Annotated in this window: 19 protein-coding genes, 1 tRNA gene and 1 pseudogene; 13 read left to right on the plus strand and 8 right to left on the minus strand. The window is 35.8% G+C overall.

The genetic code is table 11. The features are described from left to right. The 4 genes from MKY70_RS06740 to odhA form a co-directional block, all read right to left on the minus strand. On the minus strand, positions 1-1950 hold the full coding sequence (locus MKY70_RS06740) for a TOMM precursor leader peptide-binding protein (RefSeq protein ID WP_341074480.1): 1950 nt from the start codon (positions 1948-1950) through the stop codon (positions 1-3). After that, positions 1947-3866, minus strand: a complete 1920-nt coding sequence (locus MKY70_RS06745; RefSeq protein WP_113733618.1) for a putative thiazole-containing bacteriocin maturation protein — start codon at positions 3864-3866, stop codon at positions 1947-1949. The genes MKY70_RS06740 and MKY70_RS06745 overlap by 4 nt, the downstream gene beginning before the upstream one ends. Before the next feature lie 125 nt (positions 3867-3991). Beyond that, positions 3992-5248 (minus strand): 2-oxoglutarate dehydrogenase complex dihydrolipoyllysine-residue succinyltransferase, encoded by a 1257-nt coding sequence (gene odhB, locus MKY70_RS06750; protein ID WP_002168867.1) that lies wholly within the window; start codon positions 5246-5248, stop codon positions 3992-3994. Positions 5249-5377: 129 nt separating this feature from the next. Beyond that, positions 5378-8245: a 2-oxoglutarate dehydrogenase E1 component gene (gene odhA / locus MKY70_RS06755; protein WP_002186381.1), complete on the minus strand. Its 2868-nt coding sequence runs from the start codon at positions 8243-8245 to the stop codon at positions 5378-5380. An 826-nt stretch (positions 8246-9071) separates the two neighbouring features. Between odhA and MKY70_RS06760 the strand changes: the two genes are divergently transcribed. From MKY70_RS06760 to MKY70_RS06785, 6 genes and pseudogenes are all read left to right on the plus strand, one after another. Further along, complete coding sequence (locus MKY70_RS06760; RefSeq protein ID WP_000428507.1) at positions 9072-9287, plus strand: helix-turn-helix transcriptional regulator; 216 nt, start codon at positions 9072-9074, stop codon at positions 9285-9287. After that, positions 9284-9661: a permease gene (locus tag MKY70_RS06765; protein ID WP_215576894.1), complete on the plus strand. Its 378-nt coding sequence runs from the start codon at positions 9284-9286 to the stop codon at positions 9659-9661. Before MKY70_RS06760 ends, MKY70_RS06765 begins: the two co-directional genes overlap by 4 nt. Before the next feature lie 28 nt (positions 9662-9689). Beyond that, the gene (locus MKY70_RS06770) at positions 9690-9872 is read left to right on the plus strand and encodes a DUF3976 domain-containing protein (protein WP_002011459.1); all 183 of its coding nucleotides are present in this window, start codon (positions 9690-9692) and stop codon (positions 9870-9872) included. A gap of 136 nt (positions 9873-10008) precedes the next feature. Beyond that, a pseudogene (locus tag MKY70_RS06775) lies at positions 10009-10369 on the plus strand (hypothetical protein). A gap of 372 nt (positions 10370-10741) precedes the next feature. Beyond that, positions 10742-11641, plus strand: a complete 900-nt coding sequence (locus tag MKY70_RS06780) for an ABC transporter ATP-binding protein (protein ID WP_341023761.1) — start codon at positions 10742-10744, stop codon at positions 11639-11641. After that, the gene (locus MKY70_RS06785; RefSeq protein WP_113733615.1) at positions 11634-12875 is read left to right on the plus strand and encodes an ABC transporter permease; all 1242 of its coding nucleotides are present in this window, start codon (positions 11634-11636) and stop codon (positions 12873-12875) included. The genes MKY70_RS06780 and MKY70_RS06785 overlap by 8 nt, the downstream gene beginning before the upstream one ends. Before the next feature lie 649 nt (positions 12876-13524). Here MKY70_RS06785 and MKY70_RS06790 read toward each other — a convergent pair. Continuing rightward, a tRNA-Val gene (locus tag MKY70_RS06790) sits at positions 13525-13597 on the minus strand. A 190-nt stretch (positions 13598-13787) separates the two neighbouring features. Beyond that, positions 13788-14012, minus strand: a complete 225-nt coding sequence (locus tag MKY70_RS06795) for a hypothetical protein (protein WP_060751870.1) — start codon at positions 14010-14012, stop codon at positions 13788-13790. A 283-nt stretch (positions 14013-14295) separates the two neighbouring features. On the opposite strand from MKY70_RS06795, the gene MKY70_RS06800 reads away from it, so the two are divergent. From MKY70_RS06800 to calY, 6 genes are all read left to right on the plus strand, one after another. Beyond that, complete coding sequence (locus tag MKY70_RS06800) at positions 14296-14523, plus strand: hypothetical protein (RefSeq protein WP_002135051.1); 228 nt, start codon at positions 14296-14298, stop codon at positions 14521-14523. A gap of 154 nt (positions 14524-14677) precedes the next feature. Beyond that, positions 14678-15964 (plus strand): D-alanyl-D-alanine carboxypeptidase family protein, encoded by a 1287-nt coding sequence (locus MKY70_RS06805; protein WP_002126097.1) that lies wholly within the window; start codon positions 14678-14680, stop codon positions 15962-15964. A 197-nt stretch (positions 15965-16161) separates the two neighbouring features. Next, positions 16162-16731: a signal peptidase I SipW gene (sipW, locus tag MKY70_RS06810; RefSeq protein ID WP_002064334.1), complete on the plus strand. Its 570-nt coding sequence runs from the start codon at positions 16162-16164 to the stop codon at positions 16729-16731. 64 nt (positions 16732-16795) lie between these two features. Continuing rightward, positions 16796-17383 (plus strand): CalY family protein, encoded by a 588-nt coding sequence (locus MKY70_RS06815; RefSeq protein WP_193652820.1) that lies wholly within the window; start codon positions 16796-16798, stop codon positions 17381-17383. A 161-nt stretch (positions 17384-17544) separates the two neighbouring features. Continuing rightward, positions 17545-18378 carry a DUF4047 domain-containing protein gene (locus MKY70_RS06820; RefSeq protein WP_341074481.1) on the plus strand — a complete coding sequence of 278 codons (834 nt, stop codon included), beginning with the start codon at positions 17545-17547 and terminating at the stop codon, positions 18376-18378. Between the two features lie 443 nt (positions 18379-18821). Next, positions 18822-19415: a biofilm matrix protein CalY gene (gene calY / locus MKY70_RS06825; protein ID WP_060751349.1), complete on the plus strand. Its 594-nt coding sequence runs from the start codon at positions 18822-18824 to the stop codon at positions 19413-19415. A gap of 82 nt (positions 19416-19497) precedes the next feature. Here the strand turns inward: calY and MKY70_RS06830 are convergent, their stop codons facing one another. Both MKY70_RS06830 and MKY70_RS06835 read right to left on the minus strand, forming a co-directional pair. Then, positions 19498-19821 (minus strand): helix-turn-helix domain-containing protein, encoded by a 324-nt coding sequence (locus MKY70_RS06830; RefSeq protein WP_002011473.1) that lies wholly within the window; start codon positions 19819-19821, stop codon positions 19498-19500. Between the two features lie 79 nt (positions 19822-19900). Then, complete coding sequence (locus tag MKY70_RS06835) at positions 19901-20035, minus strand: anti-repressor SinI family protein (RefSeq protein ID WP_002011474.1); 135 nt, start codon at positions 20033-20035, stop codon at positions 19901-19903. Between the two features lie 342 nt (positions 20036-20377). Here MKY70_RS06835 and inhA1 point away from each other — a divergent pair, with 342 nt between their 5' ends. Then, the gene (gene inhA1, locus MKY70_RS06840) at positions 20378-22765 is read left to right on the plus strand and encodes a M6 family metalloprotease immune inhibitor InhA1 (protein WP_002188852.1); all 2388 of its coding nucleotides are present in this window, start codon (positions 20378-20380) and stop codon (positions 22763-22765) included. Positions 22766-22910: the final 145 nt, after the last annotated feature.

A 22910-nucleotide genomic window follows, 5' to 3' on the forward strand; every position in this document is an offset into this window, starting at 1 on the left:
TTATGGAAACGGATGCGGATGTGGATTTAAACTTTCATTCGTTAAAGGCTCAGCCCAATATCCAAGTGTCATCGGTACGGTATACACTCTATCCAGTCCTGTAACCCGAGTGAGATGGTGACCGAACGTCATCGGTAACATGCCTGGAATAATTACTTTTACACAATGTAAGCCGTTCTTTTCTATAAGGGGGACCGTTTGATCTACAACAATTACTTCAAGTCCAGATTGATGTAACCTGTTTAAAAGTTGATGAAGATCAGATGTTAAATCCATATCAAATGATTGTAATGCATTCATTTCTTGGAACGTTTGCACTGGAGCATCATCACGTAAAAGGAAGTGAAGACGCTCTTCAGCTTCTTTCAATCCGTACAGCATACTATGATCTTCCATTTGCGAAACAAGATATGGATCTTGTAAACAGTGTTCATATTTCTCTCTTTTTTGTTCAAGCTCTTCATCTGTTATAAGTAACATGCCTGCTATTTCGTGAATTGCATTTTTTACAGCTCGAATTGGTTCCATATGTGCGCCGCCAGCACAGACGAGATTCATACCATCTTGCCTTGTATTTTTCGCAATGACCCATATGCTCGGAATACCATGTTCCATCGTCGCGTTGAAAGCGTATAATTCATATCCAGTAATTGTGCGTAAGCGTTCCAACATTAGTTGCAATTCAGTATCATTGGCTGAACTAAGATCGAGACGGGGAAGAGGTAATTCGGCATACCAAGTGAGCAAAAAGGCGTCACGCTCTACAATTTCTAAAATGCCGTGAAAAATTGCTTCTTCTAAACTACCACCAATTGCACATCCATTTGATGTTTCATACACGAAAGCATCTCTATGACCAAGGCTATAATAAGCGATTGATTCTGGAACTAGAAGTGGTCGGTTTTGTAATAAAGAATATCCCCATACCCAGTTTTGCTCATAATCAGGATCAAACAGCTTAAATGGAAAACTATCACGATTGTAATGTTCATTTGTATGCACACCAAGTGTGAGGGGATTCAGTGCAATATCTTCTAGCTCACGAAAACTGCCATGTACATTTGTTTTTTTTCCACGAGGCGACATACCGCAATAGCGTTCTAAACCTTCTAAAATAGCGGTTGCTTCACTAAGTGAAAATGAATGAGTCCGGCCCGCGACACCTTCATTTCCAAACAGTAACGGCATGTTTATAATGACATCAGCAAACGGTAATAGAGAATGTTGCATTTTACCGTTTAAAATACCAGTCCGGTAATCTAAATAGTCTCTCGTTAAAAATGTGTTTAGCTCATGAATGGAACGACAGCGATACGTTTCAGTACTCGTTTTCAAACTTGGTTGTAAAGAAATTTGCGCTGCATCTGCTGTATCGTCAGGCAAATTGCTGCATACCGGACAGAGAGGGTCTGGAAGAAACGAATTCCGGGTACATTGTAACGTTTGTAAGTCCAGTAAAATGAGTTCGTTTTCTAAAGAAGAATATCCATGAGCTAATATTTTCTCTGTTTCAGCATGAATGAGCTGGCACATTTGTAACATTCCATTTTGGGTGGCGCGTACATCACGCCTCGTCACGTTCTCTGCTTTTAATGCATATTTTCGTTGTAGTTCCCACATTTCTTTTTGATCAAAGCCAGCTATAAACCGGCGTCCATCAGCGCAGTGGGAACATCCAGTTGTAAGAGGCTTCACGTAAGGACCGATAATACCTTCACCAAACGAAGTAAACGCGCGAAGCCACGGAATATTATTTGAGCGAAAGATAAGCTCAGCATCACGATGTACGGAAGAAGGAGACCCGTCATGTAAAACGAGAGCAAGATGAATGTTTTCAGGGAGAGCTTCTGTAATTGTATGCTGGCGGATGAGTGAATATTGCTTGCACAATTGCTCATGTACATAGTCTGTGAGTAGGCCATCTCCTATAAGTAGTATGTTTTGAGTCATTGGTCATCCTCCTTTGCAATTAATACCCCATATACACCGTCTAAGTTGTCTCTTAAAAATGACTCAATAGCTAAATCAAAAACGAATGGATACAAGTTGTTTTCCGTTAAATTTTGCAAAGCAACTTGTAAAGACTGTACGCCTGGAATTTCTTCCTCTTCTTGTATTGCTACTCTAACAGGATCCGTACTATATAAAACAATGGATGATTCCGGTAACATATTAGCTTTATAAGGAATCTCTTCATTTTGAATATGAAGGAGTGCTTGTTGCAGAGCATTTCTTAATGCGAGTGTTATATTAATATTTGCCGCACCATACCATCTATCATTAATACCGATCCAAACGACAGGAAAACCAAGTAACTCCTCACTCATTCCTACTTTAGGTATTTCATGAATTGTAGAGAGAGCATCGTAGTAAAACCTACAATGTTTATCATGAATTTCGGTTAAATAAAGCTCTGTAATCTCTTCTAGCATATGTGATTGGCGTTCATATAACTTATTATTTAAATGTTTTTGGAGTGCTCGGTATACACCTTCTGTCATCGTTTCCCCAGCACCAATACCGATATCAGTATGTTCAGGGATAAGACGATGAATCATTTCAGCTACATATGTTTCAACTCCTGTTAAGCCAGCTTCGCGGCGTGCTTCATTATGAGTTAATCCACCGCAAGTTATAGTAGGAAGGGGAGAGGTAGGTCCGTCTGATAATGGATTTGCAACTTGAATATTGCACTGTGATAAAGGCAATTGATTTAAATCTTGTTCATCCCACATGTGGAATATGCCAGCTTCTTTAGAAGTTAACGCATCAAAAAAACGAAAAAGTTCAGTTGAAGTATATTGTCCGGAACGTTGGGCAAGGTTTTCTTGAAGATTTTGCACCGTATCAATTGTAAAGATTTCATCGGTTGCGAGAAGATGTTTTATGAAAGGGTGCCACTTTCCTTCAAGTGTTTCCAAGTTTAATAAAAAGAATTGAGGATTATGCTGCCTATGTGAATCTTCAGCGACATGTTTAAATAACTCAAAAACGATAACATTTGCTAACATTGCAGATGCAATTGGTGAGAAAGGTTCAGGTGGATTTTCACTTTGTAAAGTAGTTTCGTGTAGACGATGCCAAGCTGATTCCCAGCATTCTTCACGGTCTGCGGTTACGACGGGTCCAGCTAAACCAATTCTTGATAAGCAAATAGCTGGTATGAAATTTTTCTTAAACTCTCTACAAATAGTATGGATTGCTCTTAAACTTTCAATATCTCCATTTTGGGAAACGTATAAAATCCAGTCGAAAGGCTCGAATACTTCATGTAAAGGGCGATCAATTGTAATATCTATTTCTTGAATGAGTACATTGTCATCATTTGCATATGCACGTTCGCTTAATTCATGAATTCGATTGTAGTTTGTTTCAGCACGATCTGTAACAAGATAATGAAATGTAGGTAAACCAGATTCTAATAAAGAAGAAACTAGGGAAGTAAGCATATCGCCAGAACCAATTATAAGCACATTTGCTGCGCGGTACGTTTCGAATTTTAAAGCGCCTGAATGGGAATCAGCTTCTAAAAACTCAATTTGCGAAGCATATCTGTCGAGTAATGCACTGTTTAATTCGTGGGGAGCATCTTGGCTTACATCACGAACGAAACCATTTTCATATAAAATCTCTCCAATTTCAAATACACGATTTTGATAGGGGAGAGGGAGACCATCGGTTATTTCTGTCAAAGAATGATTACCGTTAAACATAGGCATTAATTTCTCAATCCAGTCATAAATTCCATCACCATCCATACGGAATGAACTGGAGTTATTTCGAAAGTAAACGCCCCCGTTTGAATCGGGGAGGAAGAAAGTATCCTTATTTGCTTTAAGTTTTGCATGAACTGGAAGGTTATTCATGTTTATCCCCCTTACGTTTTAGGCATACATTATTAGTCTATGTAGTGTGATTTGTCCCATATGAACATAATGAAAAAAGGCTGTAGAATGATTCATTCTACAGCCTTTAATAGATTAATAATCTATCAACCTTCTAATAACAATGATTTTGGATCTTCAAGCATATCTTTAACAGCAACAAGGAAGCTAACTGCTTCTTTACCATCAACAATACGGTGATCGTAAGATAGTGCAAGGTACATCATTGGACGGTTTTCCATACGCTCTGCATCAATTGCAACTGGACGTACTTGGATTTTATGCATCCCTAGAATACCTACTTGTGGACTATTTAGGATTGGTGTCGACATTAGAGAACCGAACACACCACCATTTGTAATTGTAAATGTACCACCTTGTAGCTCTTTTAATGAAAGTTTATTATCGCGTGCTTTCAGACCTAAATTACGAATCTCGCTTTCAATTTCAGCGAAGTTCAATTGGTTAGCATCGCGTACAACTGGAACAACTAATCCATCTGGAGCTGCTACTGCAATACCGATATCATAGAATTTTTTAATGATAAGCTCATCGCCTTGAATTTCAGCATTTAATAATGGGAACTGTTTTAATGCTGCAACAACTGCTTTTGTGAAGAATGACATAAAGCCAAGACGTACATCATGTTTTTTCTCGAAAGCATCTTTGCGTTCTTTACGTAATTCCATGATTGCACTCATATCAACTTCGTTAAATGTAGTTAACATTGCAGATGTTTGTTGAACTTCTACAAGACGTTTTGCAATTGTTTGACGGCGGCGGGACATTTTCACACGCTCAACTGGTTTTTCAAATTCAGTTTTTGCAACTGGAGCCGGACTTTGTTTTGGAGCAGCTGGTGCTTCTTTTGGCGCTGCAGCGTGAGCTTGTACATCATGTGGTCTCACACGTCCAAGTGGATCTGTGCTACGTACTTCGTTTAAATCGATTCCTAATTCACGAGCCATTTTGCGAGCAGCTGGTGATGCGATAGGACGATTTGTATTTGGTAAACCTTGCAACGCTTTATTTTGTTCAGCACTTGGAGCTGCTGCTTTCGGTGCTTCAGTAGTTTCTTGTTTTGGTTGCTCATTAGCCGGAGCAGGTGTGCTTACTTCAACCGCTGCGCCGTTTGCATCTAAAATTGCGATAGTAGCACCAACTTCAACTGTATCTCCAGGTTCGCCTAGTAACTTCGATACAATACCTGAATCCTCTGCAATGATTTCTACATTGACTTTGTCAGTCTCAAGCTCAACAACGCTGCCACCTTTCTCAACTTTGTCGCCTACGTTGATAAGCCATTGTGAAATAGTTCCTTCTGAAATAGATTCTGCAAGCTCAGGTACTTTAATTTCGATCATTTTAAATGTCCTCCCCTTATTTGCCTAACGGTGTGTTTTATCTTCTTTAATCTTCGGTAATCTCCATTTGTTAGCCTGTCTGTGGCAGACTATCTGCCACAGACAAGCCTGAAAAACTCATTGTTACTTTCAGTTGCTGAAAACTTCAATTTCTTGTTTATCTTGACGGAAGTTGTACTTCACATCTAAAGCGTGTGCAACGATTAATTCTTGCTCAGCTTTGTGAGCGAATGGATCGCCACCAGATGGGCTAGAACGATCCGGGCGTCCAATGTAACCTGTTTTCACTTTATCCCCAGCTAGTTCGAACAGAATTGGAGCCATGTAATGCCATGCGCCCATATTACGAGGTTCTTCTTGAACCCAAATGATTTCTTCTAAGTTTTTAAAGCGTTTAATAATAGATTGAACTTTTTCAGCAGGGAATGGATACAACTGCTCGATACGAACCATATGAACTTCATCTAGGCTGTACTCATGCTTACCACTTTCGATTTCTGCTGCTAAGTCAATTGCCATTTTACCTGTACTTAAAACAAGACGTTTTACTTTATTTGGTTTCGCACCAAGGTTTTCTTGTTCTAAAGCAGGTTGGAAACGTCCTTCGCTTAACTGACTAGCAGTTGAAAGCGTAAGTGGGTGACGTAATAAACTCTTTGGCGTCATAAGCACTAACGGTCGAACAGCTTCTGTTCCTAAGATAGATGCTTGACGACGTAAAATATGGAAGTATTGTGCCGCGCTCGTTAAGTTTGCAACTGTCCAGTTGTTCTCAGCAGCTAATTGTAAGAAACGCTCTGGACGTGCGCTAGAGTGTTCTGGCCCTTGACCTTCATAACCGTGTGGTAATAGAAGAACTAAACCAGATTTTTGACCCCATTTTGCTCTTCCTGCTGAAACATATTGATCAAATAATGCTTGCGCAGTATTTGAGAAGTCACCGTATTGAGCTTCCCACATCACAAGAGTTTCTGGAGCAAATACGTTGTAACCATATTCGTAACCAACAACAGCAGCTTCTGATAACGGACTGTTATGAACAGAGAATGATGCGTTAATGTTCGGTAAACGGTGTAATGGTGAATACGTTTCGTTTGTATCAGTATCGTGTAATACGATATGACGGTGCGCGAATGTACCACGCTGTGAATCTTGACCAGTTAAACGAATTGGCGTACCTTCTTGTAAAATTGAAGCGAATGCTAACGATTCAGCAAGTGCCCATTCAATTTTACCGTTCTCTTCAAGAGCATCTTTACGGCGCTCAAGAATTTTCTTCACTTTTGGATATACGTTAAAGCCTTCAGGCCAAGATAATAGTCCTTCATTAATTGCACGAAGTGATTCAATTGAAACACCAGTGTCAATCGGTTGAATTCCTTTTGCAACAACCTCTGGAACTTTAACGTGAATTGTTGCAGCACTCGTATCAGCTGGTGGCACTTGTGCGTATTCAGCCTTTAATTCCTCTTGTATAAACTGAGTAATTGTTTCAACCTCATCTGCATTCAGAACGCCAGCAGATTGTAATTGATCTGCATAAATTGCTCTTACAGTTGGGTGATTTTTAATTTTTTTGTACACTTGTGGTTGCGTAACTGCTGGATCATCCATTTCGTTATGACCATATCGGCGGTAACCGATTAAATCGATTAAGAAGTCCTTTTTGAACAGCGTACGATATTGGATCGCAAGGTTTGCAGCAGCAAGACAAGCTTCCGGATCATCAGCATTCACGTGAACAATCGGAATATCGAAACCTTTTGCAAGGTCGCTTGAATATTTAGTAGAACGAGAATCATAGCTATCAGTCGTAAAGCCGACTGCATTATTTGCGATAACATGAATAGTTCCGCCAGTTTGGTATGCATTCAATCTACTTAAGTTGAGTGTCTCAGACACAACACCTTGACCAGGGAATGCAGCATCACCATGAACTAAAATTACGAATGATTTTGTAGTATCTTGTTCTGGAAGACCAGATTTTTTACGATTCTCTTGAGCTGCACGTGCGAAACCTTCAACAACAGGGTTAACGAACTCAAGATGACTCGGGTTATTTGCTAATGTAACACGAGTGCTAACTTCTTCATTACCAACGACTTGTTCTCTACCTAAATGGTATTTCACGTCGCCAGTCCAGCCAGCATTTGCCACTGCACCTTCTATTTTTGCATGTTTGAATTCTGCAAACATGTGATTATATGGCTTTTCTAATACGTGAGCGAGTACGCTTAGACGACCGCGGTGAGCCATACCAATCATGACATCTTCTACGCCGCCTTTAGCACCTTCAGAAACAATTTCATCTAGTACAGGTACAAGCATATCAACGCCCTCTATTGAGAAACGTTTTTGACCAACGAATGTTTTATGCAAGAATTGCTCGAAACCTTCAACAGCAGCTAAACGTTTTAAAAGAGCAGTTCGTTTTTTATTTGATAATGGTTGACGCAATGAATTTGATTCCACCATTTGATGCAACCACGCGCGTTCTTCACTATCTTGTATATGTGAGAATTCATAAGCTAAAGATTTTGTATAAACGTCTTTTAATCTATGAATTACATCAAGTGCAGTGTGAATACCCTCTGGTGCATCTTGCCATACTGTTTTTGCTGGAATCGCTTTCAAGTCAGCATCGCTCAGTTCGTTCATTGTTTTCTCGATAAGAGATTGTCCGTTTGCAGCATCTTCCATCGGATTAATGTGAGCCAATGTATGCCCGAAAGAACGGATCTGTTCAACAAGTTGAACGACTTTAAGAATCTTTTCAATGTTCCCTGTGTTTTGAGGAGAAAAATGTGTTGCTGTGTTGTCCCCTGTTACGACATCATCTTGAAACGAAGGAGCTCCAAAAATTTCAAAAAGCTCTTGTAATTCCGGATCAACAGAACCTGCTCCAGTTACGTAAAGATCATACTGTTCAATAACATAACCAAGGTTCGGACCATGGAACTTGGCCCAAGGGTTTGTCGTTGTATTCTTCCTCGTCATTTGTTTAAACCTCCCAATGCATATAATCCTTTTTCCATACAAAAAGGTGCATTTTGCTCTTTTCAATAATTGATGAACCAATAATCAATGTAAATGTTTTTCTTTACTCTTATGTTATTACAATAATTTACATAATACCAAACACTATTACTTATCTGTTTTGTAAAAAAACATTCACAATAACTTATCACCCAAGTTAATCTTTCATGTTATAAAGTAATTTCACGGGAAAACGGGGTGGATATATTTGGTATACCTACATTAATACCTATAATTGTTGCATTTAAATATAAGTATAACTATCAGAATGTTTCGATAAAGTTTAGTTCGAATTATGTATATTGGAATAATAAGCGCTTTCATTGATATTATACAACAATATAACGGAATATAGTATAAAAAATAAAAAATTATGAATTTACCATAAACTTTATCTCGATAGTGTTAAATATCGAAAGGAAAATGAAGGATTTCTACAAAAAAAGTGGCTATACATAAAAAATGCTTCATAAACCGTTAGTTTCTATAAATATGGCGAAAAACAACGTAAAAACAATAGCGCATTTCACCCGATAAAGAGCAGAATGAAACATTTTAAAAGGATAAAACAAATATGGAGATATTAAATTTTCATAAAAACGGAGAGGAGATATAGTAACGGCTATATACATTGTTCCATGTTTCATTTCAAAATAGACGTGCTGAATTTGAAAAAGTTTCTTCTATATAAATAGAATGAAAAATAGACGAAATGAATGTAAAGGAAACTTGACGTAAAGTTTACTTTACATATATACTCGGTATAAGGAAGGAGGGAGAAATTTCCTTGGAAAATAAAATGGTTGAATACCGAAAAAAATTTGGACTATCTCAAGAAAAATTGGCTGAGAAACTTGGAGTTTCCAGACAAACCATCATTTCAATTGAAAAGGGAAAATATGATCCATCACTTCCGTTAGCATTTGAAATAGCAAAAACATTTCAGACAACGATAGAACATGTATTTATTTATGAAGGAAAGGAAGAGGGGGAGAAAGGATGAATTATTCACAAAAGTACTTTGTAATTATGGGGATTATTTTTCTATTTATGAGTGGATTTATGATATTAACAGGTATAATGACGCATTCTGCACCACCGGCTCCAACGTATACATTGCTTGCAATGATGATCATGTGTTTTTGCCTAAGCTACTTGCACCCGCAATTTAAAGAAAAAGATGAGCGAATGAAACTCATTCGTTATAAAGGAATGTTCTTCAGTTTTTTTGCACTAACGGCATACTATCTTCTTTTCTCTATTGGCTTAAACTTAAAAGTAATTACGCTATCTGCGGTTGAACTATTGAATATATTAATGGCACTTACGATGAGTACAGTTTTTATATCGTTTGTTGTTTTATCGAAAAGATATTAAGATGTAAAAGAGAAAGGAAGATTAACATATGCAAATGATGTATGCTTTTGGCATGGGGCTTGTATTATTTTTAGCGGTATTCTTATTCATTCGTAAAGACGTTCAGGGCGGAACGTTAACGAAACGAGGATTTTATAAAATGATCGGCTGTTTAGTTGTTATGTTTATAGCGATTATCGTAATGATCGTTTTAATTAATAAAACATTATAGAATTTAAAAACGGAACCTTACTGTACAGTAAGGTTTTTCTATTTGAAATTAATACTAAAAATCACTATAAAAACTATTTCTTGACTATATTTCCCATTATATAATCCAATAAAATGATAGATAAGGAGAATAGTATATGAATAAAAAAGCTATCTTCTTTATAGCAATATGCCTACTACTTGTAGCTAGTATTACTTATATAATATGTAACAAACGAGAACAAGTGCCACCTATGTTAGTATGGGGGGACCGGGAATACTAAGTTACGAATGAACCTGTCAAAGCGGAAGAAGTCGGGCAAAAGCTTGGCGAAGTGACAAAGAAAATTGAAGCAAGTAAAGCACCTACTAAAAATAGCTAATCTAATACATTACAAGAAAAAACAGAAGTATTCACAATGATTGAAGAAAAAAGATGATCAATCGCCTTTAATCATAAAGGAACCTTTTGGTGACGAATATAGAATCGTAAGACCGATGTTAAAACAAGTATTATAATATAAATGAAGAAACAAATTTTTAATAGAGAGTAGTGAACGGTATGAGATGGAAAGCAGGAACTTTTGAAAAGATAGAAACGAATGATTTATCTATTGAGCAGCTTAAATGTGCCTATAAGTTATTTTAAAGTACATAACGAAAATTTTTTAAAGAACTACTTTATGGAAATATTAAAATATGTAAAATTGCATATTGGTTATTCTAAATCTTATGCTAACCTTATAATGAAAAATATAACATTTGTTGGTAATGAATGATTTTTGAAGGAAATAAGTTATTAAAAAAGATACCATAAGAGGTCAAAATATTGTGGTTGACTGGATATACAATTGTATAAATAAATCATCTTGAGAATTAAGGGTGTGGATAATGAGTTTACTAATTAAAGATTTAACAAAGAAATTTGACGAGCATGTTGCAGTGGATAATTTGAATATCAAGATACTAAAAGGTGAAATTTTTGGATTCTTGGGCGGGAATGGAGCAGGTAAAACGACTACATTTCGAATGATACTTGGCCTTTTATCGAAATCAAGCGGAACCATTTCATGGAATGGTAAGCCTATAAATTATGATGTAACGGATAAGATTGGGTATTTACCCGAAGAACGTGGGCTTTATGCGAAAATGACTGTCAAAGAACAAGTTAACTTTTTTGCAAAATTAAAGAACATGAAAAGTAAAGATGCAGAAAAAGAACTTCACTATTGGCTGGAGCGTTTTAATATTACTGAGTATCTGAACAAAAAGGTAGGAGAACTTTCAAAAGGGAATCAGCAAAAAATTCAGCTGATAACAGCGATTATACATAAGCCTGAACTCTTAATTTTAGATGAACCATTTAGTGGTTTAGACCCAGTAAATGTTGAAATGTTAAAAGAAGCCGTTCTTGATATGCAAAAACAAGGGTCGTCCATTCTTTTTAGTTCACATCGTATGGAACATGTGGAAGAGTTATGTCAACACATTTGTATCATGCACAAAGGAGTACCTGTTGTTCAAGGAGACATTGCCAAAATTAAAAGTGACTTTGGTAAAAAGAATGTTGTAATCGTTGGCGATCATGACTTTGATCATTTGAAAGAAATAAAAGGTGTAGAAAGTATGAAGAAACGTAAAAATGCAGTTACTCTTAAAATTTCATATGAAGAAGTTTCGCATGTTTTATTTAAAGAGATAACGAAATTAGGTTTTGTTAAAAAATTCGCAGTAGAAGAACCTACATTAAATGACATCTTTATTGAGAAAGTAGGTGCACAGCATGAATAGTTTCTGGACAATTTTTTTACAAAACTATAAATCTAAGGTAAAAGCTACATCATATATTGTTATTACAATCATGATTTCTATGTTAATTATAGGAATGATGAATTTTGAAAAAATTTATAACTATTTTGTAGGTAACGAGGAAGAGCAAGTTGTCGTTGTTACAGAAAAAGAAGAATTATATACAACAATTCAACAAGTGTTTAAAAATGTCGATAGTAAGATACATGTTAAGCGTAGTACGGATAAACCAAAAGCAGAATCAGGTGTTAAAAATGGTGATTATACATATGCAATCGTTGTAGAGGAATTGGATAATAAGCAACTAAAGGCTACGTATATAACTGAGACAGATGTAAATCAGCAAGATGTTAGCAAGGTTCAAACTATTTTATCTCAAATACAATCTTCTAATTTCGCTCAGCAATTGAATCTATCGCAAGATGAATTAAAGGTGTTAACAACGCCAGTAGAAATACAAACCAAAACTGTTTCAGATAAGGTTAAAGATGGAGAACATACAGAGGGGGTAGGGATTTTAATTAATACCTTTATCATGCTAAATTATGTAATGATATTAATGTATGCTGCACAATTAGCTACAGATGTTGCAACAGAAAAATCTTCTCGTGTAATGGAGTTAGTTGTTTCAAGTATTTCGCCTACAAAACATTTATATGCGAAGCTCTTCTCAACATTGTTGGCAGGTATTACACAAATAATAATTTGGGGCTTGGTCGCAACTGTAGGGTATAAAACAGCAATTAATGAATCGAAAAATGATATTTTAAATAGTATTGATTTAAATTCTGTTGCTCCTACTCTAGTGTTTTATGGGATTCTATTCTTCACATTAGGATTCTTATTATATGGCTCATTATCTTGTCTACTCGGCTCTGTTATTAGTCGTATAGAGGAATCTTCTCAAGCTGTTATGCCGCTGACATTTATGTTAATTGCTGCTTTGTATATCGCACTTTATGGAATGTCAAATCCAAGCAGCACGGTTGTTACCATTACTAGCTATATACCTTTCTTTACTCCTATTGTTATGCTCGTACGAATTGGATTTCTCAATATCCCAGTATGGGAGATTGCGCTTGCATTAGCGATTCTATTAGCAACAATATGTATGATGATTGGTTTAACGAGTCGTGTTTACCGCGGTGGCGTATTATTATATGGTAAAGGTGCATTCAGTAATATAAAAAAGGCAATCAAGTTAGGGAAAAAATAAGATTGGCCTATTCATATTTAAAAAGACTACATAGTTAATCTATGTAGTTCTTTGGTGTTACAAAATATATATAAATAAATATAAAAATTATTGTATTAGGCTATTTTTCAAAGAAAACTTTAAAAAGCTCCCAAGAAGAGAGTGAAGAATTGAGTTCTGGCGAACAACGCAGAGTGATGATTGATATAATTTATGTCTTTCTCAAGAATTGAGGAAAAGAAGTAGGGGAAAATGGTAGAAATATAATATTAGCGATTGATGAACCGGAAGTCTCACAGAATCTTACGCAATGTTTCAATCGAGATGAATATAAGTTGAAAGAAAAGGATATATTTACTGGTTTTTTAAGATATGTATAATATTACAAGTTTAGAATCACACTTTGCTATATCACGGTGAACGATATTACAAATAGCAGTAAATCAAATAAAATAAAGCTAGCTTAGATTGAATTTTTTTGTCTAAAATATTGACTCAAATCTAATAAGAGATTTAAAATCATAAGTTTATTTTCATATGAAAAATTAATCGTTAACCAAAAGAGAGCTATTGATCAAATCTTGAACAGTATATAAAAAATTTATTCTTAAAAAAGTATATTGATTTGCTACATAAAGAAAGCCCCTTGACTATCAAGGGGTTTCTCATATGATCCCGACTGGCCTCGAACCAGCGACCTCCACCCTGTCAAGGTGGCGCTCTCCCTGCTGAGCTACGGGATCTTCAAAAATGCGTATGTAACAGCATCTTTAATAATTATGCTAAAGCAATTATATATAATTAACTGAAATTTTACAATGTTTTTGCAGTAATCTTTTAAAGGTAAAGTATTTGGAATCACGCTAGTAGTGTATTAAGGAATATATAAGAAGAGCATTTAATTGAAAGTGGATTTTGAATAAACCGGTTATATTATGATTTCCGATACCAATCCAAAGGACCTTCATCGCTTAAGTCAACAAGAAAAGGGAATAAGAAGTGTAAAGGTAAGCTTATAAGTTCTGGCATAGCGTTCAATGTTTTCTTTGATAGATATTGCCTTCCAAAACAATACGGACAATCTTTTTCAAATGTTACGAGTATCGACCATACATCTTTTATTTTCCACTTCGTTTTACAATATGTACAACGCGCCATGGAGTTCCTCCTCATTTTAAGGTGTTTTCTAATATATTCTATTTGATCGTACTAAAGTCAAGTGTAGTTAGTGTGATAGAATGTAAGTTGGTTTGTTTTTTTATATGGATGTATTCCGCAATTTATGACTAAATGAATGTAGCGTGAGGGTTATATAATAAGAGATTTTCATTTTTAATATGCAAATTGGCCAATATATCCTTTTTACAATTTTTAAGAAATCATGTATAAAAGAAGTACAAGATATTTATAAATATTCAGGAGTAGAGGGAGAATAATTGTAATGGTAAGAAAAACGTTTAAGATGCGTGTGTCTAGAAATAGAACGATTTCAATTGATGGCTCGATTCTTGATGTGGATGTGACGCATGATGAGTTTTTACAAGAGTTCGTTGAGTGGGTCGATTCTAAAGGTTGGTCGTTTATGGGTATGACGGACGAGATTACGCCCGAAGAAGCTGGGCAAAAGTTAATAGATTCGTTGATTGATGAGAAGGATAAGAAAGAGTAATTCCTTCTTATTTTTTGTTGTATATTTATGTTCCTAATCGTAAAAGTGTGATATAGTAAAAAAAGTGAATATTCTTCCAAATTAATACAAATTACATATAGGTTGGTAGAGGTATTTTATAGAATGTGAAAGTAAAGGGAAAAGGGAGAGTCATATGGTAAATTTTAAGAAAATTTCGGTTTTTGTTATGGTTATTTGTTTATTTTTTTTGACACCTATGACGTTATATGCTGAGACGAATATTGGAGTAAATCCGGAGCAAGTGGCACCTCCACCTGCGGAAGGGCCGAATGTTTTTAGTCAGTTTGCGACTACGATTGATGCGAAAACAGGAGATATGTTGTACGACAAAAATGCACATCATCGTGCGTTCCCTGCTAGTATGACGAAAGTGTTAACGGCGATTTTACTGATGGAGCATACGAAGCCAGAGGATCAATTTACGTTTTCACAATTAGCATTAGATCAAGAGAAGAGTAATTATCAAATTGAGTTTCACCCTGGTGAGACTATTAATAGAAATACTGCACTTATGATTTTAATGGTGCTGAGTGCGAATGATGTGTCGTATGCGATTGCGGAGCGTATTGGAGGAAGTGTTGAAAACTTCGCCAATATGATGAATGAAAGGGCGAAGCAATTAGGGGCTAAAGATAGTCATTTTGTAACGCCAAATGGATTGCATGATCCAAATCATTATACGACGCCATATGATATGGCCATGATTACAAGAGGTGTGCAAAAGTATCCTGAAATTTTACAAGCGATGAATACGAAAAGAACGACGGTTACGACATCTACGCAAACAGTTTCTATTTTTAATAAGTCTACTTATTTTGAAAATCCATATAGTATGGGTGGTAAGACAGGATTTACGAATGAAGCACGCAATACGCTCGTTTTATTAAATGAGAAGGATGGTAATCGTATTATAAATGTAGTAATGGCTTCTCAAAGACCTGAAATTTATGAAGATTTGAAGCAGATGGCGGAATATTCTTTTGGGCAATTTACGAAGCAAACTGTACTAGATAAACATAGTTGGCACCAAAAGGCAAAGTATTTAAATAAAGATGTTGATTCTGAGCTGGAAAAAAGTGCAGAGCTTATGCTAAAGAAAGATGAAGGGAAAAATATAAAAACGGCTTTTCGGGTTAATTCAGTGGATAAAGAATCTTTGTATCAAAAAGGAATTCATCGCGGTGAAGTAGTTGGTGCGGTAGATATTATAAAGAATAATCAAACGATTGCGACTATAAATGTTCTTTCAAAAGAAGATGTTACTTTTGCGATGCCTAAAAAAGATACAGTTGCACCTGAAGTAAAGGAATCGAATGTGAAAGTGATAAGTGTTGGAATAGGAGCGATTTTATTATTTGGAGCGATTTTATATGTAGTGCTGCGCCGAAATAACCAAGGGATGAAATCAGAAGAAAAATAAATTGCTAGTAGACCGTGATGAGATTTTGTCACGGTCTTTTTTGTATGCATTTCAAAAATGATTTAACTAATAATTGTAAATTTTCTTATTGCATTTCCAAATCGTTCGTTATATTATTTACTTGTGTTCTTGTTAGAGAACTAAAATGGATATTGTATACTTCAAATAACATAAAACAACGGAGAGGGAGAGAGACGATGAAATTAATTTGGAAGGTGATTAGCAACGTTATCTCATTTGTTTTATTTGCGGTAATGGTTTGTTTAGCTTTTGTAGTTATTTCTTCAAAAGCGAGTGGCGGGGATCCAACAGTGATGGGATATCAATTTAAGAGCGTTCTTTCAGGATCGATGGAACCAACATTTTTAACAGGATCAATCATTGCGATAGAGCCAACGAAAGATGGTTCTAAATATAAAAAAGGTGATGTTATTACGTTTAAAGAGAAAGATGACAAAATTATCACTCACCGTATTATCGGTGTGAAAGATACAAATGGAAAAGTAATGTATGAAACAAAAGGGGATAACAACAACGGACCAGATTTAGCACCAGTACTTGCAGAGAATGTAATTGGAAAGTATGCAGATATTACAGTTCCATACGTTGGTTATGGACTGAATTATGCGAGTTCAAAAGCGGGAGCAGCATTACTTCTCATTATTCCTGGAGTCTTTTTACTTGGCTATTCCGCAATTTCTATTTTTGGCGCTATTCGTAGCATTGACGGAGAAAAGAAAGATAAAAAAGTAGAACAATCCGTCTAGTTCGTTTGGTTATACTTTCCGTTTAGGAAGTTAACAAATATATATATATTAAGGGGATATGGACATGACTTTAAAGAAAAAATTAGGAATGGGTATCGCATCAGCAGTATTAGGAGCAGCATTAGTTGGTGGAGGAACATTTGCATACTTTAGCGATAAAGAAGTGTCAAATAATACATTTGCGGCTGGTACACTTGATTTATCATTAAATCCATCAACAGTTGTTAATGTATCGAATTTAAAACCTGGTGATACAATTGAAAAAGAATTTAAACTAGAAAATAAAGGCTCTTTAGATATTAAAAAGGTTCTATTAAAAACAGACTATAATGTAGAAGATACGAAGAAAGATAATAAAGATGATTTTGGTAAACATATTAAAGTAACATTCTTAAAAAATGTAGATAAGCATGAGACGATTGTGAAAGAAACTACATTAGATAAATTGAAGGGTGATACACTTACAGCAGTAAATAATGATTTAGCTGCTTGGTTCTGGGATGAAAAAGGTATTTCTGCAGGTAAATCTGATAAATTCAAAGTGAAATTTGAATTCGTTGATAATAAAAAAGATCAAAATGAATTCCAAGGCGATAAGTTACAATTAACTTGGACGTTTGATGCACAGCAAGGCGATGGTGAAACGAAATAATAATGACAACAAAAAGAGACTATCAAAAGTGGTAGTCTCTTTTTGTGTTAAAAGAGAAATGTAAAAAGAAACATAATTTTTATATCATTTTGTAATTCGCTTTATTATAATAAGGTTATAGTTCTTGATAAAGAACAAGATGTTCGATAGGAGAGATTAAAATGCTGAAGACACCTCGCAAATTCAAAAAGATGCTTATATTGCCATGTTTGTGCTCTATTACTTTTTATTTAGGCTCTCAAATGATGACTTATACAGGGGCAACTTTCATTCATGAGACGAAAGTGCAGGCTACTATTTCGACAGCAAGTATTTTTCCAAAAACAGTTGATCAGTTGACAGAACAAGCTAAGCAACATAAGGAAGTTATTTTGCATGAGTCTGAAGAGATGAAATCGAAAGTAACTTTCACTTCCACTCAAGAGTTAGAACAGGTGCTTGTTACGTGGAAGCAAGGGCGTGAGAAAATAGCTGCTGAGAGAGAGTTGTTACAAAAAGTATATGAATCAATAGAAAATCCTTATAACAAAGTGAAAGAAGAGTTAACTGGAGATAAAAGTGAATCTAATAAGCAAGTATTCTCGTATGTGAATGCTGGTTTTCATATAGTTAAAGAATACTGCGAGTATGTGGATAAAGAGGTTAATTTACAGGAGATTGATAAACAAATTCAAGCTTTTGAGAAATCATTAGTAGATGAAACAGCAAAGCAAGTGAGTGAGGCAGAGAAGAAAAAGAAATTAGAAGAGAGCAAGAAACAGGAAGAGGCGAAAAAACTAGAAGAGAGTAAGAAACAAGAAGAAGCGAAAAAGCTAGAAGAGAGTAAGAAGCAGGAAGAGGCGAAAAAACTAGAAGAGAGTAAGAAGCAGGAAGAGGCGAAAAAACTAGAAGAGAGTAAGAAGCAGGAAGAGGCGAAAAAACTAGAAGAGAGTAAGAAGCAAGAAGAGGCGAAAAAACTAGAAGAGAGTAAGAAGCAAGAAGAACAGAAGGAATAGTAAGTAAAATACAGCAGCATTTCGGAAGGAATAAATACAATGATAAGACAAATAGGTGAGAGAGCCCTACGACTCACCTATTTGCTTTGTTTTTCTTATTTCACTATTCGTGGGTATAAGGTCTTCACCTAAAAATTTAACGAATGCGAGGAAGTTAGTTGGCAGCCCACCGCTTGGTGAAGGTTAATGATCAGTGGGGATGGACAGAAAAACACTGATTAAAGTTTCACTTTATTTCTCAATACTTTTCTGAAAAAAAGGAAAAAATGTTGAGAAATAAAAATAATCAAAATATATATTGTATTTATATAGTCTTGTTCGTTATAATGAACTTAAGGTTTTAAAAAAAGAACAAATATTAGCTAAGCTAATATAGTTTTAGTTACACCTCTTATTTTGAAATAAGAGATAAAAATACAAAAAACAGCTAGGGGGAATTGATTGTGAGTCTGAAAAAGAAATTAGGTATGGGAGTTGCATCAGCAGCATTGGGGTTATCTTTAATTGGTGGAGGAACATTCGCTTACTTTAGCGATAAAGAAGTATCAAACAATACATTTGCAGCTGGGACGTTAGATCTTACATTAAACCCTAAAACGCTTGTAGATATTAAAGATTTAAAACCAGGGGATTCTGTTAAGAAAGAGTTCTTATTAAAGAACGACGGTACTTTAGCAATTAAAGATGTTAAATTAGCGACAAAGTACAGCATTACAGATGCAAAAGGTGATAATGCTGGTGAAGATTTTGGTAAGCACATTAAAGTAAAATTCCTTTGGAACTGGGATAAACAAAGTGAGCCTGTATATGAAACAACTTTAGCGGATTTACAAAATGCTGATCCAGATCTTTTAGCTAAAGACATCTTTGCTCCTGAGTGGGGAGAAAAGGGTGGCTTAGAAGCTGGAACAGAAGACTATCTATGGGTACAATTTGTATTCGAAGATGATGGTAAAGATCAAAACAAATTCCAAGGCGATTCATTGAACTTAGAATGGACATTCAATGCTAACCAAACAGATGGCGAAGAAAAATAATAAATAAAAAAAGCGGGGATTTCCCCGCTTTTTTTTATAAAGAAAAAAAGAAGTGCCCGTTTTAAGCACTCTTTCATATGTATTATTGTTGATTTTTCTTCCATTGTGTAAATTCGAGAAATTCACGAAACTGTTCTTTTGAGACACCAGAGCTCATCGCATCTTTAACGAGCTGTGTCCATTCGGAGTCTAGATGACTTTCCGTTGTTGTTTCATCGTGAAGTAAAGTATCAACTGGAATTTGTAGAACAGCTGCAATTTTTTCAAGAAACTGAATAGAAGGGTTTTTTTGTAAATTCCGTTCTATAGAACTAATGTAAGATTTAGCGACACCAGCTTTTTCGGCGAGTTCTGTTAATGAAATGCCTTTTTGTAAACGAAGGCGTTTTATACGTTCTCCTATCATATTTGCGCACCTTTCTATCAATATGTAGTCGTCTTATGATGTGATTATTATAACATAAACTTCGTTAAAAAGAACGAGGCTATTGAGCCTGGCTCGTATGCTTCATACGTTGAAAAAAGTGTTCAATATCTTGCAGGGCAATGCCAGCATCTAGAGCTTCAAGTATTAAATCAATCCATTCTTGATCTAGTGAGTCAGCCTTATCTTTGTACAAATGTAATTCCTCCCTAATTAGTGGTCATAATTGCTGCTACAGAATATATGATAATGCAATCGGATTTTGTATTTTATATAGTGAATTATCAAATATTTTGTAGATGAAACAAAGATAAAATCCCCATTAAATTCCCTCTATGGCGATTATAAAGTTTCTGACAAATATTTTCAATATTTTCTGAAAACATTGTTGAATTGTGATATATTCGTATACTAACTATGAAATTTTTACAAATATATTAAAAAAATTACATAATATAACTAAATATTGAAAATATATTGAATTTTTAATAATATAGAGTATGTAATACATATTTTATATTAGGGGAGGCAATAAGGGATGAAAAAGAAACCATTTAAAGTGTTATCATCAATTGCTTTGACAGCTGTTCTAGGCTTGTCGTTTGGTGCTGGAAGCCAGTCTGTATATGCTGAAACGCCGGAGAACAAGACAGCTACAAGCCCAGTTGATGATCACTTAATCCCAGAAGAGAGATTAGCAAATGCGCTAAAAAAACGTGGGGTAATTGATTCATCTGCTTCAGGGACAGAAACAAAGAAAGCTGTCGAAAAGTATGTAGAGAAAAAGAAGGGTGAAAATCCTGGGAAAGAAGCGGCAAGTGGGGACCAACTTACGAAAGATGCATCTGACTTTTTAAAGAAAGTGAAAGATGCAAAGGCAGATACGAAAGAAAAATCAGAGCAGCCAGCAAACGGGACTACAGCAGGAACAGGTCCAGTTAGAGGAGGCTTAAATGGGAAAGTACCAACTTCACCTGCTAAGCAAAAAGAGTATAACGGTGAAGTTCGTAAAGATAAAGTACTTGTTTTACTTGTAGAGTACGCTGATTTCAAGCATAACAATATTGATAAAGAGCCTGGCTACATGTATTCTAACGATTTTAACAAAGAACATTATGAAAAAATGTTATTCGGTAATGAGCCATTCGCGTTAGAGGATGGAAGCAAAATCGAAACGTTTAAACAATATTACGAAGAGCAATCAGGTGGTAGTTACACAGTGGACGGAACAGTCACAAAATGGTTAACAGTTCCAGGTAAAGCTGCTGATTACGGTGCAGATGCTGGTACAGGTCATGATAATAAAGGACCAAAAGGACCACGTGATCTAGTAAAAGATGCATTAAAAGCGGCTGTAGATAGCGGACTTGATTTATCACAGTTTGATCAGTTCGATCAATATGATGTAAATGGTGATGGGAATCAAAATCAACCGGACGGTTTAATCGATCACTTAATGATTATTCATGCGGGTGTTGGACAAGAAGCTGGCGGTGGTAAATTAGGTGATGATGCAATTTGGTCACATCGCTGGACAGTTGGACCAAAACCATTCGCAATTGAAGGTACACAAGCGAAAGTTCCATATTGGGGCGGAAATATGGCAGCATTCGACTACACAATTGAACCAGAAGATGGCGCGGTTGGTGTATTCGCACATGAATATGGCCATGATTTAGGTCTTCCAGATGAGTATGATACACAGTATAGCGGTGATGGTGAACCGGTTGAAGCTTGGTCTATTATGAGTGGCGGAAGCTGGGCTGGTAAAATCGCAGGAACAACGCCAACGAGTTTATCACCACAAAATAAAGAGTTTTTCCAAAAAACAATCGGTGGTAACTGGGCGAATATCGTAGAAGTAGATTACGAGAAATTAAATAAAGGTATCGGTCTTGCAACATACTTAGACCAAAGTGTTACGAAGTCAGATCGTCCAGGTCTGATTCGTGTTAACTTACCAGATAAAGATGTAAAAGGAATTCAGCCTGCATTTGGTAAACAGTATTACTACAGCACAAAAGGTGATGACCTTCATACAACGATGGAAACGCCACTATTCGATTTAACGAAAGCAACGACTGCAAAATTCGATTATAAGTCATTGTATGAAATCGAAGCAGAGTACGATTTCCTTGAAGTACACGCTGTAACAGAAGATGGACAAAAAACGTTGATTGAAAGAATTGGTGAGAAAGCAAATAGTGGAAATGCAGCTACGACAAATGGAAAATGGGTTGATAAATCATATGATTTAAGTCAATTCAAAGGTAAGAAAGTGAAACTAGTATTTGAATATATTACAGACGGTGGATTAGCGTTAAATGGATTTACACTTGATAATGCGTCACTAACTGTAGATGGAAATGTTGCATTCTCTGATGATGCAGAAGGTACACCACAATTCAAATTGGACGGTTTCGTTGCATCTAACGGAATGGATAAGAAAAAGCATAACTACTATGTAGAGTGGAGAAACTATGCGGGTTCAGATAACGCATTGAAATTTGCTCGCGGTCCAGTATATAACACTGGTATGGTTGTATGGTATGCGGATTCAGCTTACACAGATAACTGGGTTGGCATACATCCAGGACATGGTTTCCTTGGTGTAGTTGACTCTCATCCAGAAGCAATTGCAGGAACTTTAAATGGCAAACCAACATTTACAAGCAGTACGCGATTCCAAATTGCTGATGCGGCGTTCTCATTCGACAAAACGCCAGCTTGGAAAGTTGTATCTCCAACGCGTGGAACATTCGTATACGATGGATTACCAGGGGTACCGAAGTTCGATGACTCTAAAAAGTATATTAATGAGCAGATTCCAGATGCAGGACGTATTTTACCGAAGCTTGGTCTGAAGTTTGAAGTAGTAGGACAAGCTGATGATAATTCTGCAGGTGCTGTTCGTTTATACCGTTAATACAGTAAAACTACCGGGAGATTTTCTTTCGGTAGTTTTTTGTGAGCAATGAATTTTATATAAAGGGAAAAGTTATATATAATGTAACTTTAAGGATAGAAATTTGTTACATATGAAGTCTATATAAATAATGAAAGAATTGGAT

It is taken from the genome of Bacillus sp. FSL R9-9492 (assembly GCF_038007365.1).
GTDB lineage: Bacteria > Bacillota > Bacilli > Bacillales > Bacillaceae_G > Bacillus_A > Bacillus_A mycoides.